Origin of the sequence: Wenyingzhuangia heitensis (assembly GCF_011762155.1) — a bacterium.
Lineage (GTDB): Bacteria > Bacteroidota > Bacteroidia > Flavobacteriales > Flavobacteriaceae > Wenyingzhuangia > Wenyingzhuangia heitensis.
In genome coordinates, this window is record NZ_JAASQL010000005.1 from 20,661 (window position 1) to 36,403 (window position 15,743).

At 31.8% G+C, this 15,743-nt stretch carries 11 protein-coding genes and 1 tRNA gene; 9 read left to right on the plus strand and 3 right to left on the minus strand.

Going from position 1 to position 15,743, the window contains the following annotated elements; all coding sequences use genetic code 11:
- Positions 1–7: 7 nt before the first annotated feature.
- From FHR24_RS13355 to FHR24_RS13395, 9 genes are all read left to right on the plus strand, one after another.
- Positions 8–1,312, plus strand: a complete 1,305-nt coding sequence (locus FHR24_RS13355; protein ID WP_167189837.1) for a glycoside hydrolase family 117 protein — start codon at positions 8–10, stop codon at positions 1,310–1,312.
- Positions 1,302–2,825, plus strand: a complete 1,524-nt coding sequence (locus tag FHR24_RS13360; RefSeq protein ID WP_167189840.1) for an alpha-L-fucosidase — start codon at positions 1,302–1,304, stop codon at positions 2,823–2,825. Before FHR24_RS13355 ends, FHR24_RS13360 begins: the two co-directional genes overlap by 11 nt.
- A gap of 292 nt (positions 2,826–3,117) precedes the next feature.
- Positions 3,118–3,939: a LamG domain-containing protein gene (locus FHR24_RS13365; RefSeq protein ID WP_167189843.1), complete on the plus strand. Its 822-nt coding sequence runs from the start codon at positions 3,118–3,120 to the stop codon at positions 3,937–3,939.
- Positions 3,940–4,115: 176 nt separating this feature from the next.
- Positions 4,116–4,189: transfer RNA gene (locus FHR24_RS13370), tRNA-Asn, on the plus strand.
- Positions 4,190–4,337: 148 nt separating this feature from the next.
- The gene (locus FHR24_RS13375) at positions 4,338–5,480 is read left to right on the plus strand and encodes a sterol desaturase family protein (protein WP_167189847.1); all 1,143 of its coding nucleotides are present in this window, start codon (positions 4,338–4,340) and stop codon (positions 5,478–5,480) included.
- Between the two features lie 41 nt (positions 5,481–5,521).
- Positions 5,522–6,544, plus strand: coding sequence for a Holliday junction branch migration DNA helicase RuvB (ruvB, locus tag FHR24_RS13380; protein WP_167189850.1), 1,023 nt, complete (start codon positions 5,522–5,524; stop codon positions 6,542–6,544).
- A gap of 1 nt (position 6,545) precedes the next feature.
- Positions 6,546–8,270: a SulP family inorganic anion transporter gene (locus FHR24_RS13385; RefSeq protein WP_167189853.1), complete on the plus strand. Its 1,725-nt coding sequence runs from the start codon at positions 6,546–6,548 to the stop codon at positions 8,268–8,270.
- 222 nt (positions 8,271–8,492) lie between these two features.
- Entirely contained in the window at positions 8,493–10,559 is a 2,067-nt protein-coding gene (locus FHR24_RS13390) for a DUF5696 domain-containing protein (protein WP_167189856.1), read from the plus strand.
- Positions 10,560–10,562: 3 nt separating this feature from the next.
- Positions 10,563–12,839, plus strand: coding sequence for a beta-galactosidase (locus tag FHR24_RS13395; protein WP_167189860.1), 2,277 nt, complete (start codon positions 10,563–10,565; stop codon positions 12,837–12,839).
- Between the two features lie 76 nt (positions 12,840–12,915).
- On the opposite strand, the gene FHR24_RS13400 is transcribed toward FHR24_RS13395, so the two are convergent.
- The 3 genes from FHR24_RS13400 to FHR24_RS13410 are packed head-to-tail and all read right to left on the minus strand — an operon-like array spanning position 12,916 to position 15,735.
- Entirely contained in the window at positions 12,916–14,409 is a 1,494-nt protein-coding gene (locus FHR24_RS13400) for a DUF4301 family protein (protein ID WP_167189863.1), read from the minus strand.
- An 8-nt stretch (positions 14,410–14,417) separates the two neighbouring features.
- Positions 14,418–15,125 carry a phosphoglycerol geranylgeranyltransferase gene (locus tag FHR24_RS13405; RefSeq protein WP_167189866.1) on the minus strand — a complete coding sequence of 236 codons (708 nt, stop codon included), beginning with the start codon at positions 15,123–15,125 and terminating at the stop codon, positions 14,418–14,420.
- Positions 15,112–15,735, minus strand: a complete 624-nt coding sequence (locus tag FHR24_RS13410) for a 4'-phosphopantetheinyl transferase family protein (protein ID WP_167189870.1) — start codon at positions 15,733–15,735, stop codon at positions 15,112–15,114. Before FHR24_RS13410 ends, FHR24_RS13405 begins: the two co-directional genes overlap by 14 nt.
- Positions 15,736–15,743: the final 8 nt, after the last annotated feature.

Here is a 15,743-nt window from a genome sequence, read left to right on the forward strand (position 1 = left end):
AAGAAATATGAAAAAATACGTATTGAGCTTGGCAGCCTGTGCAACTTTGTTGTTTTCTTGCCAAGAAAAACAAGCCGATAAAACTTCAAAAAATGAAGAACAGGCTTCCGAAGAGTTTCCTTTTTTTATTCCGAGTGAAAAACCAGACAGACCATTAAGTGCTGCGGTAGCAAGAAATTATGATGCTTATGATAAAATTCGTCCAGAACAAAACGAATTATACACACAGTTTAAATACACCAAATTAAAAGGTTTTGATTATAACGGAGGAGATGGAACTATTACACGTAGAGACCCTTCTAAAGTTATTTTTGAAAACGGAAAATACTATGTTTATTATACAGGTAGAAAAACTCCTGTAAAACCTGTAGGAATGTCTCGTGCTAAAGAAGCAACAGATGTAATTCCATCCGCAGACTGGGATTTGGCAGATATTTGGTATGCAACTTCAGAAGATGGGTTTACCTGGAAAGAAGAAGGAATTGCAGTTCCTCGTCCTCCAAAACCTCAAGCAGGTTGGAGATCTGTAACAACTACAGATATTTTAAAGTTTAAAGGCAAGTATTATTTGTATTTTCAAGCATTTGAAGAAGCTAGTGGTTTAAGAGGAGATTTTTGTCCTGTTTCTGTAGCTTGGGCAGATTCACCAGATGGACCTTGGCATCATACAGGAAAAATTGTAATTCCTAATGGACCAGAAGGTTCTTGGGATCAATACTCTATTCACGATCCTTATCCTTTAGTACACGATGGAAAAATCTATTTGTACTACAAAGGGGATTTTGATAAGAGACCAGAATTTAAACCGTCTAAAATTAGAATGCAAGGTTTAGCTATTGCAGAAGATCCATTAGGGCCTTTTACAAAACATCCTTTAAACCCAGTAATTAATTCGGGTCACGAAACCACCTTGTTTCCTTTTAAAGAAGGAGTTGCTGCTATTGTACAGCGTGACGGAATGGAGCACAACACGATTCAATACGCAAAAGATTGGGTGAATTTTGAGATAGCTTCTATTACCGAATTGTTACCTGTTGCTGCAGGACCTTATGTGCCAGATGCATTTACAGATACCAAAGATGGAAAAGGAATTACTTGGGGAATTTCACACTTTATAAATGCAGGAGGGAACTGGAGACACTCTGTGTTAACTCGTTTTGATTGTGATTTAAGTCAAGATGTAGATGATCAAGATATGAAAGATCACTATTACAACTATTCTCCAGAATTCCATTACAACAGACATGGATTAAACGGAAAACAAAAAAAACGTATCAAAGAACAAAATCAAAAAGTAAGAAATGCACAATAAATTAAAATACGCGTTAGGTATTGGAGTTGCAGTTTTAGTAAGCTGTACAAGTATATCTAAAAAACAAGAGCAGGAGGTTAAGATGTATAAGCCAACTTTTGAATCTTTAAAACAACACGGTGCTGCACCAGAATGGTTTGCAGATGCAAAGCTAGGAATGTATTTCCATTGGGGGCCTTACAGTGTACCTGCATATGGAAGCGCTTGGTATCCGCACAATATGTATAAGGAAAATAATGCAGTTCGTAAACATCATGAAAAAACCTACGGAAGTATTTTTGAATTTGGATACGAAGATTTTATTCCCATGTTTAAAGCAGAAAAATTTGATCCAGATGATTGGGCTCAATTGTTTAAAAACACAGGAGCTAAATTTGCAGGGCCTGTAGCACAACATCATGATGGTTTTGCTATGTGGGATAGTAAAGTGAATCCTTGGAATGCAGCAGATATGGGACCTAAAAGAGATGTTTTGAGTGATATTTTTAAATCTTTAGAAAAAGAAGGATTAAAAACCATTGCTACTTTTCATCATGCACGTAACGGACAACGTAATGCAGACAAACCAGAATTGTGGGGGACTGCTTATAACAGTCACTATGTGTATCATCCAGATTTACCAACTGCTACTACAGATCCTAAATTGCGTAAGTTGTTTGGGAATTTTGAGAAAATTGAAGATTTTAATCAATATTGGTTAGATCAAGTAAATGAAGTTGTAGATAAATACAGCCCAGATATTTTATGGTACGACTCATGGTTAAACTTAATTCCAGAAGAGAAACGTAACGAAATGGCAGCTCATCACTTTAACAACGGAATTAAAAAACATAAAGAGGTTATGTTGGCTCACAAACAAGAAGATTTACCATTAGATTACAGTGTGTTAGATTACGAACAAGGAGGAAGAAAAGATTCTTGGCCTACACCTTGGATGACAGACATGACTTTAGGAAAAAACCGTTGGATGTATGTTGAAGGTCACCCTTATAAAACTGCCGATATGGTGGTGCGTAACATGATTGATATTTGGAGTAAAAATGGAGTGGTATTATTAAATGTATCGCCAAGAGCTGATGGAGTTATCAATCAAGAACAAAGAGATGTGTTAAAAGAAATTGGAGATTGGATGAAGGTTCACGGAGAAGCTGTTTACGGAACTAGACCTCATAATATTTTTGGTTTTGGTAACGCATCTACTGGAGAGGGACACAATGCAGGTCAATCTTCTTCTGTAAAATACACAGCCAATGATGTTCGTTTTACAGTAGCTAAAGATAAAAAAGCAATGTATATTTTCTTTTTAGGAACTCCTAAAGCAGGTAAGAAAATAGAGATGCGTTCTATAGGAGGTTACCACAGAAACATTCCTCCAGGGAAAATTAAAAAGATTACGCATATGGGAACAGGTACAGAAACTAAGTTTGAACACAGTACATCAACTTTCTTTTTAACCATTCCGAATGCAGAAATGAACAGTATTGCCAATGTGTTTAAGTTAGAGTTGGAATAACAGTCTTAGCTTAAAATAGGAACATTAAAAAACCCTTTCTCGTAAAACGAGAAAGGGTTTTTTGTGGATAAAATAGTTTTAAAAACAATCGCATCGCAATGAAATATGCCTAGCAAATAAACAAAAAGGAAAGACAAAGCACAAGAAGTGCGATATAAATCTAGATAGTTTAGCATCTAAACCTGTCTAGTTGTTCTCTAAATGTTCAGTTTTTGATGTGTTTTTTAAAACAGCAACATCTAAAAGAATTAATTACTTGTATCTAAATTTGAGGTTCATTAAAAAACAAATTATGAATATCAACAAAAGTTTAACGGTATTGTTTCTTTTTATTTTAACAACTAGCTATGCACAACCCAAAGCACCCAAAGGGAAAAAATGGCAAACTGTAGCAGGGTTAACAGATGAATTTGACGAGTGGGATCAAACAAAATGGAGAAAAACACTATGGAATTACGAAGAACCTGTACAGATGGTTGCAGAGAATTCTGGAGTCTCTAACGGAAAATTGTGGATCAAGGCTACTTTAGATGCATCATCTAGTAGATGGTTTAAAACTTCACGAGTGATGTCTAAACAAGCAATAAAATTCCCGATGTATACAGAAAGTTGCATGAAAACTTCAGGCATATCAGCCTTTAGTACTTTTTGGATGAACAAGGGATCTGATGGAGGAAGTACTAGAGATGAAATTGATATTTGTGAACACAACACCAATCCTTCATTTAACAATCAGTCTAACAGACCTTATACCATGTATTCGCAGTATTTTGTGGTAGAAAATAACGATGTAGAAAGAGCACATGGTAATTTTGATAACAGAAAATTATCTGATGAAAACCCTGCTAAAGGAAAAAAATGGAATGAGGCTTATCAAACATTAGGTTGTTATTGGCCAGATGCCAACCATGTTTACTTTTATATTAACGGAGAACCAGCGGGTAGTGTAACTTCTACTAGAAAGTTTACAAGAGATTTAAATATTATATGGGATTTATGGACAAGTGTACATAGTTGGACAGGAGGAATAGCAGATAAAAAAGACCTTAGTAATGATAAAATAAATATGATGTATGTAGATTGGATTCATACGTATCAATTGGTCAATGATTAAATAATAGAAGTGAATTGTATAAATATCTGTATATGAGATTTATAGTTTTAGTTAGGTTTTTAAAGCCATTTCTAGATGAAAAAGATTTCATTTTTTTTAGAAAATTATAGTTGTAGAAATTAAAATTATATATATATTTGCACTCGCAAAACAGGTTTTTGTAGCTATATGCAACTTCCTCCTTAGCTCAGTTGGTTAGAGCATCTGACTGTTAATCAGAGGGTCCTAGGTTCGAGTCCTAGAGGGGGAGCTTTAAAAGCGTTAACACACAGTGTTAACGCTTTTTTTTATATCCTTTTTTGAAAGGTTTTAACGTTTGTTTAGACAAAGATTATCTAGAGTAGAATCCATAGATTTATTGTGGATAGTTTTATATTTTTGTCTTAAAAATTAGAATCATGAAGGAAGAAATTTCTTTAATGCCTAAAGGAGATAACGCGGGATTATTTATTGTAGTTTCTATTGTTATGTTTGTTTTGGCAACAGAATATATAGTTGCAAGAAGAAAAGGAAAAAAAATATTTAGGTTTGAAAACACCATAGCCAATATATCTATGGGTATTTTTGATAGAATAGCTGGAGTGTTTATGGTGCCTATTATCTTTTTCTTCTATCATTATTTACACGAATATTTTGCGATTTTTAAAATTCCACAAACAACAGAATGGTTTTTGGTAGCTGTTTTGGTGTCTGACTTTGTGTGGTATTTTTACCACAAATCCGGGCATAGAATTAATCTTTTTTGGGGATCTCATATTATTCATCATCAAAGTGAAGATTATAATTACAGTGTCGCTTTTAATTTAACACCATTTCAGGTTTTTATAAGAATACTTTTTTGGACCTCAATGCCTATTATAGGGTTTTCTGCTGAGGTTGTTTTAGGGACACATGCTGTTTTAGGATTGTATCAATTTTTATTACATACACCTTTAATTCCTAAATTAGGGATTTTAGAAGAGTTTATGGTAACCCCCTCACACCATAGGGTACATCATGGAAGTAATACAGCGTATTTAGACAAAAATTACGGAGGTATTTTTATTATTTGGGATCGTTTGTTTGGTACTTTTCAGAGAGAAGAAGAAGAGGTGAAGTATGGAATTACCATGGATATTAATTCTAGAGATTTTGTGACAGGAGTATTTCATTATTATGCCAACTTATTTTATTTAATGAGACAAATGCCTACCCTACAAGGAAAGCTGAATGTTTTGTTTCAAGGACCCGATTGGGTTCCCGCAACAGGAGAGTTAGAGCATTTACCTTTGTATGTAGAAAAAGGCTCTTATCAATACAAAAATTATTCGTTAATAGAAAAAATTTCTATTATAGGTAATATTGCTTTAGTAGTGGTAGTGTTGTGTACAATGTCTTATAAAATAGCAGATATTCCAACATATGGCTTAGAGGTAATGACCTTTTTTATGCTGGTAACCTTAGTCTCTATTGGTAGAATGGTAGAAAAACAATCTGTAATATTTATAGAAATTTTTAAATACGGAGTTGTAGCTGCATACATTTTATATTCATTCCTATAATTGTGATTGAAAGCTTATATTTGTTATATAAGTAAACTTGAATGAACGAAAATCTAAATCCAGAAAATTCCAATTTTTCAAATGATGAATTAGATGTAGAAAAAAAACTACGTCCGCTTTCTTTTGATGATTTTACAGGGCAAGAACAAGCTATAGAAAATCTTAAAATTTTTGTAGAAGCAGCCAATATTAGGGGAGAAGCTTTAGATCACACTTTATTTCATGGTCCTCCAGGTTTGGGAAAAACAACTTTGGCACATATTTTAGCTAATGAATTACAGGCAGGAATCAAAGTTACTTCGGGACCTGTATTAGATAAGCCAGGAGATTTAGCAGGTTTGTTAACAGGTTTAGATGAGCGTGATGTATTGTTTATTGATGAAATCCATCGATTGAGTCCTATTGTAGAAGAGTATTTATATTCTGCTATGGAGGATTTTAAGATTGATATTATGATTGAATCGGGGCCCAATGCAAGAACGGTTCAAATTAACTTAGAACCTTTTACCTTAATTGGAGCTACTACTCGTTCAGGATTGTTAACCGCTCCAATGAGAGCTCGTTTTGGAATTTCTAGTAGATTACAATATTACGATACAGAGTTGTTAAGCACCATTGTACAGCGTAGTGCATATATTTTAAAAGTACCTATTAGTATGGAAGCAGCTATAGAAATAGCAGGACGAAGTAGAGGTACACCTAGAATTGCAAATGCGTTATTACGTAGAGTTAGAGATTTTGCTCAAATAAAAGGAGATGGAACCATTACAATTGAAATTGCAAAATATGCATTAAAAGCATTGCATGTAGATGCTTTTGGTTTGGATGAAATGGACAATAAAATACTAACAACCATTATTCAGAAATTTAAAGGAGGTCCTGTAGGGATTAGTACTTTGGCTACCGCAGTAAGTGAAAATTCTGAAACAATAGAAGAGGTTTATGAACCGTTTTTAATTCAGCAAGGGTTTATTTTAAGAACTCCTAGAGGTAGAGAAGTAACCGATTTAGCATATAAGCATTTAGAAATTTCAAGACCAACAAATCAAGGAGAATTGTTTTAGTATGAAAAAATGGATCCCTATTTTAGAATGGTTGCCAAAATACAATATTAAAGAAAGTTTAAAAGCTGATGTATTAGGCGGTTTTACTGTAGGAGTTGTTTTAATTCCACAAGGAATAGCCTATGCATTAATTGCTGGTTTACCTCCTATTTATGGATTGTATACAGCATTGCTACCTCAATTAATGTATTTAATTTTTGGAACTTCTCAACGGGTAGCTGTAGGGCCTGTAGCCATGGATTCTCTAATTGTTGCAGCAGGTATTTCTACTTTAGCAATTGCCGGAACTGATGCTTATGTAACACTGGCTATTTTGTTAGCGTTTAGTGTCGGATTAATTCAGTTATTGCTAGGGATTGGTAAATTGGGATTTATTGTAAACTTTTTATCGAAACCTGTAATTAGTGGTTTTAGTTCTGCAGCAGCTATAGTAATTGGAATCAATCAACTTAAAAACTTGTCGGGAATTCCAATTCCTAGAAGCAACCGTTTACAAGAAATTTTAATATCGTTAACTCAGCAAATTCATCAAGTAGAATTACAAACTCTATCTGTAGGAATTGCTACAATTGCTGTATTGCTAGTCATAAAAATTACAAAATCCAAATTACCAGGACCATTGTTAGTAGTGGTTTTAGGAATTTTAGGATTGTATTTTACACATTCGTTAATTCCAAATGTGGCTATTTTAAAAGAAATTCCATCAGGATTACCATCTTTTAGTTTTCCAATAATCACTTTTAACATGATTGCTGATTTGTTTCCAATTGCGTTAACATTAGCAATTATTGGTTTTTTAGAAACTATTTCTATAGGGAAAGCAATTGAAAAAAGTACGGATGATGTGATGATCTCTCCTAATAAAGAATTAATCGCTTTGGGAATGATGAATATAGTAGGATCTATGTTTAAATCTTACCCATCAACAGCCAGTTTTTCTAGGTCTGCAGTAAATGAAGATGCGGGTTCTAAAACAGGTATGGCTGCTTTATTTTCCATCATAGTTTTAGTTTTGGTATTGTTGTTTTTAACTCCATTTTTTTATTTTTTACCAAAGGCTGTTTTGGCAGGAATCATAATTGTTTCTGTAATAAAATTAATCAATTATAAAGAAGCTATTCGTTTATGGAATTTAAATAAAAGTGACTTTTGGATGTTGATTGCTACTTTTTCTGGGACTTTATTTTTAGGGATTAAAGAAGGGATAACCATTGGAGTTGTTTTGTCTTTAGGAATGTTAATTGCAAGAACCTCTAGACCACACGTAGCTGTGTTGGGTAGAATTCCGAATACAAATATTTTTAGAAATATAGATAGATTTGAAGAAGTAGAAATAGATACGCATATTTTAATTTTACGTTTTGATGCAAGAGTTTATTTTGCAAATGCAAACTATTTTAATGAAATATTACAGCTAAGAGCAAAGGAAAAAGGAACGAATTTACAACTTATTCTACTAGATTGTGAATGTATTAACGGGGTAGATAGTACTGCTATACAAATGATGGAAACAGCTATAGACTTTTACAATGATAAAAAGGTAGATGTCTATTTTTCTAACGTAAAAGGCCCTGTAAGAGATATGTTGACCAAAAGCGGAATTGTAGATAAAGTTGGAGCACAAAAATTCTTTATCAATAATAATGATGCACTTACCTATTACAAAACAGGTAAATTGGATAGAAATCAAGATTTAACAGACTATATAGAACAGGCTAATATATAAGCTCCGTTTTTTTATAAATAAATTTCACCAAATAAATTACCTTAATATCAATAAAGGAAAATTCCGAAAATCATATTTAAATTTACCAATAGCAGTCTTTTTATGACTTAATGTTTTTACAATACTCTTTCTTTTAGAACTTAATGATATTTTTATACAAAAAAGGATGTTTAAAAGAGCATCCTTTTTTTCTTGTTGAATAAAATTTAATAAAATAGAAATATGAGAAATATAGTTGTATTGTTTTTGTGTATTGTGTTTTTAACCAATTGCAATGCGGGGCAAAAAGGAAAAAACACTACAAATTTAGTTTTTATAGAAACAAATAATATTAAAGTTTCTGTAAATGCAAAAAGTGGATGTTTTACTGTTTTAGAAAAAAAAACAGAACAGTTATGGAATTCAGATCCGTGGGAAAATGCAGCAGGTTTATTAACGCTAACGGATGAAAAAGGAAGACATCAAACAGTTAATTTATCAGAAAGTAAAAAAGTAGAAGTTTCTAAATTGAGTTCTAATACTATTGGTATTCAGTTTTTGAAACCTGTTTTTAAAAATGGTACAGTAGCTAACGGAGTTGTTGTTAAAACTTTATTAACATTAAATATAAAAACGTCTCAATTAAGTGTAGAAGTTTTAGACGTAGTTGCAGGAGATTCAAAACTAATTTCACTTCGTTATCCGTCTAGACAATTTAGTTTAGAAACAGATGTTGATAAAGGAGCTGCTGTAATACCACAGGAGCAAGGAGTTATTTGTCCATCGTATATATTTCCTATGAACGGAGGTCGTTTTTGTGCTTGGGATGATCAAACATATAGTAAAAAATCAATAGGAAAAATACCTTTATATACCAACGGTTTTGGATTGTCTATGCCTTGGTGGGGAACTTACAATGAGAAATCTGCTGTTGTTGGAATTTTAAATTCCGATTCTAGAGCAGAAATGTTTTATAATATCAATAATAACGGTCAATATTTGTTTGATGCCTTAGGTGAAATGACACCTTATAAAAGAGTTGTGTATTTGGATCCTGTATGGAAATTAAATAAAAAGAAAGAAAAAAGAGAAATCGTATATCATTTTATTCCCAATGGAGATTATAAGGATATGACCAAAATTTATAGAAAAGAAGCCAAAGAAAGAGGCTACTTTGTGTCGCTAAAAGAAAAAGAAAAAAAAGATCCAAATGTAAATAAACTACCCGGAGCAATTTATATGGGAATTTATGGAGGATATCCTCATTATGTAAATATGCCTGGAATGGCTTTTACTTTTGATGAGTTAAAAGAAATGATTAAAACGACACATGATGAGTTAGGAGTTGAAAATGCATTTATTCATGCTTGGGGAGTGTTTTCAAATTTCCCTCCTAATTGTTGGCCTATTAGTGAGGCTTTAGGAGGTGAGAAAAAATTAAAAGAAGCGGTAGATTTGGCTAAAAAATATGGGTACCTATATTCGTCTTACCATGCTTATTCTCCTTTGTTAGAAAACGATCCGGATTTTTCTACAGATATGATGGAAAAAAGGGCTGATGGGAAAATAAAAAAAGTAGGAAACCGATGGGCTAGGGTACAGCCTAAATATCAGTTAGGTTTGGCACAAAAACATTTAGAGCAAGAAATAGAAACATTAGGATTAGAGGCTGATATTACAGATATTACCTTTGCAACCTATCCAGAAAATGGAAACGAGGGACGTTTGGCTTTGGCAAAATACTTGGCAAGTTTAAATGTAGTAAATGGTACAGAGCACGGTGCTGAAAAATGGATTCCATATTTTGATATGTTTGAAGGAATGGCTTATATAGAATCGGGTTCACTTTCTTCAATCTCTAAAAAAGTACCATTGTTTAATATGGTGTACCACGATGCGATTGCTCTTTTTGGTAAAATTCAAAATCCAGACAATGAAGTTTCTGGAACAGGAGACTTTAGAATTAAAGCATTAAGAAGTATTTTGTTTGGAAGAGGAACTACAATATTCTTTTCTCCTTATGAATTTGATGGGATGAAAGACATGATAAAAATGGCAAATTCATTAGTAAGTCCAATTCATAAAGAAACTTTTTATGCAGAATTAACAAGTCATGAGTTTTTAAGTATTGATTTTAAGATACAGAAAACTAAGTTTTCTAACGGAACAGAAGTAACTGTAAATGTTGGTCCTGTTGCTCAAACTACAAAAGGCGGAATTACAATTCCTGGTTTTGGTTATTACGTAAAAATGGAAAATGGAAAAATTAAAAAAGGACATTTTAACATAGGAATTACCCTAGACAAATAAAAAATGAAGATAAAATTCAAAAATATAAAAAGAATAGTTTCACTGTTTTTAATAATAACTAATGTTGTTAGTTCTCAGACTACTGAAAAACAGGTAGGGTTAAAAATAAAGGAGTTAGAAAACCTTGTAAAAGAATTAGATAAAGAAAATATAGATTCTTATAAAGAAAGAATGACGATTTTTTTGGCAAAAACTTTTTTAGGTTATGCAAATTGGGATGAAAAACACATAGCCTTAAATACTGATAACTTTAAGAAGGTAAGAGTCTATAAAAATAAAGCAGAACAAATGGCGAAAGACTTGCCAGATTTTGAAAGAAAGGATGTTGCTTTGATGTTAGATAATGCGATAAAAACAGCAACTGCTTTAAGTGAAAAAGAAATTTTTCGAAAACCTTATCAAGAAATAAATTGGTCAAAAATTAAGCATGATAAAAATGAATTAACCTATAAAGGAAAACCTGTTTTTTTATCAGATTATACTTGGAAGCCTGAAGTTAAAGAATTAAATAAATTTTTTGGAGAACTAGATGGTGTTTATATTGCTCCAACGCAATTAAAAGCATCAGGAGTTGTAAATCCAGCTACAATAAATCAAATAAAAAACAAAGATAAAGGAACTGCTGGGTTTGTTTTTATAGCGCATACTCCACCTAGTAAATGGACATTAAAAGAATATGGAGACGATTTTTTAACTTATGGTGGACAACCTTTTACTCACTATGATATTGATAATCCCGGAGCTAGAAAAATGATGTCAGAATTATTAGAAAAAACGGTGCCTTATATGGTTGACAAAAATTATACCCAATTAGGATATATGTTAGCTAATGAACCACGTTGGATTACTTATAAAAATCAAAATAAAAAAGTTTGGTATACAGGAGGTGTTTCCCATTATACAAAAGCTAAATTTAAAACGTGGTTAAAAAACAAACATAAAAATATAACAGCTTTAAATAAATTATGGAAAACTAATTTTTCGGATTTTGAAGATGTAAGTATTGAAATACCCATTGATATCTCCTTAATGGGGACTTCAAAATGGTACGATTGGACTACGTTTAACGAAGATAGAGTAACAGATTGGTTTACGTATTTAAAACAAGAGTTACGTAAAAACGACCCAACAGCAAAAGCTCATTTAAAAATTATGCCTTCTTTCTTTACGGATAATGATCCTTGTACTGGTATAGATTTAGAAGCTTTAACAGAGTTGAGTGATATTAACGGGAATGATGTAGCTGCTCATTATAATAATATAAGAGAAACAGCAGACTGGGAAGGGGATTATATGTTTGGATGGAGAGAGTTATACATGGGGTATGATTTTTTAAAATCGGTAAAGCCAGATCAGATTAATTTTAATTCTGAAAGTCATTTGTTAAGTACAAGTAGTACAAGAGACTTGTATATGAATCCTAAATATGCTAGAGCTGTTTACTGGGCAGCATATACTTTAGGACTTAATGCTGTACAAACTTGGTATTGGCCAAGAAGAGAAGATGGTTCTTTACGTGGAAAAATGACAAATGCGTATGGTGGTTCTAACAATCAACAACCAAGAGTTACACAAGAATTGCAAAATACAATCATAGATTTAAATACGTTTAGTGAGGAGATTACTGCAATGCAACATCAAAGAAAACCAATTAGAATTTTTTATTCTAAGACTTCGGCAAATCAAGAATCAACCTACATGGACGGTATTTTTGATTTGTATGAAAGTTTAAATTTTGAAGGATTACCTCTGGGTTTTGCTACTAAAAATATTATCAACAAACAGGCTAATAAAAATTGGGATGTTATTTTGGTATATAAAACAGCTCAGGTAACTCAAGATGAATTGGATGCATTACAAATGTATTTAGACAATGGAGGAAAAGTAATTGTAGATTCAGTAAGTTTAAAAAAGAATGAGTACGGTTTGCCTTTACAAATCTTAAAAGAAAGCAAAGGAACTTTAGTAACATTAACAAGCTTAGATCAGGTAAAAAGTAAAGCATTATTTACAGTACAAAAAGAATTGCCTAATCTTACTATAACAGAAGTAGGAAATGTAGGAAAGAAAAAATGTACATGGAGAGTTGTTAAAAATAAAAAAGGAAATGATGTGTTGTCTGTAATTAATTTAGGAAGAGAAGATGTTGAATTAAAAATAAGATACAAGAAAAATCCAAAAAATATTTTATGTAAAGATTTAATTAAGGGAGTTAAAGTTTCTTCTAGTCCTGTACTAGCACCTTATGAAGTGTTTTTTGTAGAAGTACAAAGCAATTAAATAATTGAAAACACAAATAACAAAAAAGCCTTTATTAGTGTAATAAAGGCTTTTTTGTTATTTGTAAATAAGCTAATTATGCTTGGTGCATTGGCGATAATAAATCGGTAACCGTTTTAACAGGGTTAAAAGTTTCTATAGGAACTTCTACAAAAATAGTTAACCATTCTGCCATACCACCATTCCATAAACCAGGTAATTCTAATCCTTTTACAGGTTTTCCGTTAACGCTTTTATCGGTTACAAAAACAGCATCATGATCTATAAACTTAGTTAAATCAAATTTATTTCCTTCAAAATCTTTAATACCACAAACAATATCTACAGGGTTAAAGTGTGTAGATTGATGAAAAATTTCTAATTGCTCTTTATTTTCTTTATCAATTTGTGCTCCTTCTATAATTTGTAAGGTAGCTTCACCCTCATTATTCTTTACCCAAAAAGGACCACCACCTGCATCACCTTGGTTTTTAATCATTCCGCAAACTCTAATAGGTCTGTTTAAAAGAATGTATAGGTTTTCTTTGGTGCACTCTTGCTCTGGTATATTGATAAAGAAATTCTCTATTAAGAAAAACTGAATTTGTTGAAGATTTAGATTTTCAGAATCTTCTTTTAAATGTTTTAAGTAATTGTGAATTTGATCTTGTAGAGAGAGTAGTTTACCCGCAAGAATTTGTTTGTATTTAATAGTTTCTTCCATGTGGTTTTGGTGAGAAACGTTGTCTATGTTTTTAATAAACACAAGGTCTGCATCTAAATCATTTAAGTTTTCAATTAAAGCACCGTGTCCACCTGCTCTAAATACATAATTCCCATTTTCATCCTTAAAAGGTGTGTTGTCGTAGTTTACAGCAATGGTGTCTGTATTTGCTTTTTGAATAGAGAATGTAATGTTAAAAGTAATGTTAGAGTTATCGTAATTAGTTTCAATGTAGTCCTTTGTAGCTTGTTTAAAAGCATCAATAAAATTAGGGCTAACGGTAAAATGAATGTTTACTGTTTGATCTTTACTAATACAGTAATGTAAGCTTTCATCAATTTGTTCTTCTAAAGCTGTTTTGTTGTCTATATCGTATTGATGAAATTTAATCAGCCCTTTTGGAGTATTTTGATAATTTAAATTATCTGTACTTAATAAAAAGTTTAGAAAGGCCATTTTATTGGCCAAACTATCTAGTTTTTTAATTTTGGGATAGACTTTATGAAATCCTATAATAATGTCTTTGTAAAAAGGAAATTTATGTAGGTTGTTAAAAAAGTATTGAGACATTGCATTGTTAATTTTGGAGTGATAAAACTCGCAAAGTCCTTTAAACATTCTAGAGGCTAATCCTGATGCTGGAGTAAATTTATAAATCACTAAATCTTGCTGTTTAATGTTATAAATATTCATAAACTGACTTCGTTCAATACTATTAATGGTCATAATACCATCACTAATCCCAGCAATTCTATCTAACTCAATAATTGGAGTTCCTTTTACAAAAGCGATTAACTGTCTTGTTAATTTTTCGTTAGAGATACCTCTTTTGTCAATTTCTTGTTTTAGTTTTCTTTCTAGCCTCATAACAATTGTTATTTAAAAATATTGTTTTTTTCAAAGGCAGTCCCAATAACTACTAGTGTTGCTCCTGCCATATGTATTTCTGTAATTTTTTTTAAGGATCTAATTCCTCCTCCTACAATAATAGGGATATTTACCGAATTAAATACTGCGTTAACAACATCTTTTCCTACTGGTTGGGTGGCTCCACTACCAGCTTCTAAATACAAAACATGTTGTCCCATGTATTGTCCGGCTACACAAGTATGTGTTATTTTTTCTTTGTCTTGCTGAGGTATAGCTGTTGTTTGAGTAACTTTAATAGTACTTGTTGTTGTTTCTCCATCAACTAAAACATAGCCTGTAGAGATAATTTCTAAATTACTTTTTTGTAAAAAAGGAATAGCTTTTACTTGCTGATTGATTAAGTATTCTGGATTGTTTCCAGATATTAAATTTAACAACAAAACAGCATTTGCATAGTTGGTTAAATGCGTGTAATCTCCTGGAAAAAGAACAATAGAAACACTAGTGTGCTTTTGTATTTCTTTGGCTATAATTTCAGTTTTATCTTTATTAACAGTACTTCCTCCTAAAAAAATAAAATCGATAGGAGCGTTATTTATTCGGGAACAGATACTCGGAACTTCCTCTACCAAAGTTTTATCAGGATCTATCAAGACCGAAATTAATTTTTGACCTTTCTTTTTTGCTGTTTCTAAAATGTTAAGAATGTTCATTTGATAAAGCTATAGCTAATGAATAGTTTTCTAGTTGATGAAAGTAGATGTTACAATCTTGTTTCATTTCAGGTGTGTTTATAAAACCTTTGGCATTTGTAGAAGTAAATTTATCAATAATTAAATCATTTTTAAAACTCATACCTCCACAAGGATGAATTTTAAACATAGATTCTTTAGCTCCCCAAATAAAAGTTAATTTTTTAATATATTCTTCATCGTTAAGTTGATGTTGTTCCAAATCTGTAAAACGATGTTTGATAATGGTAATTTTATCTCTATTCTTCTCAATATCAATCCCAATAGAAATGTCTGAAATTACTATAGCAGAAAAATCATAAGAGTGAGTAATAGAAATATGTTTGCCGTTTTTTAAAATTGGTTTTCCAAATTCGTTGTAATATAAATCATCATCATTTTGTTGAATTTGCTTTAATAAATGACGTATACTCAAAAATCCCTTTTGATGAGAAGTTGATTTCATCAAATTTAATCTATTTAAACTGTTTTTAGATAAGTGAACATCTCTTAAAACATCGATGGTCTCCGTTATTTTCCAAACAAAAACACAGGTGTTTGGGGCAATCTCGATTGTTTTAAATAAAGGCATTTATTATA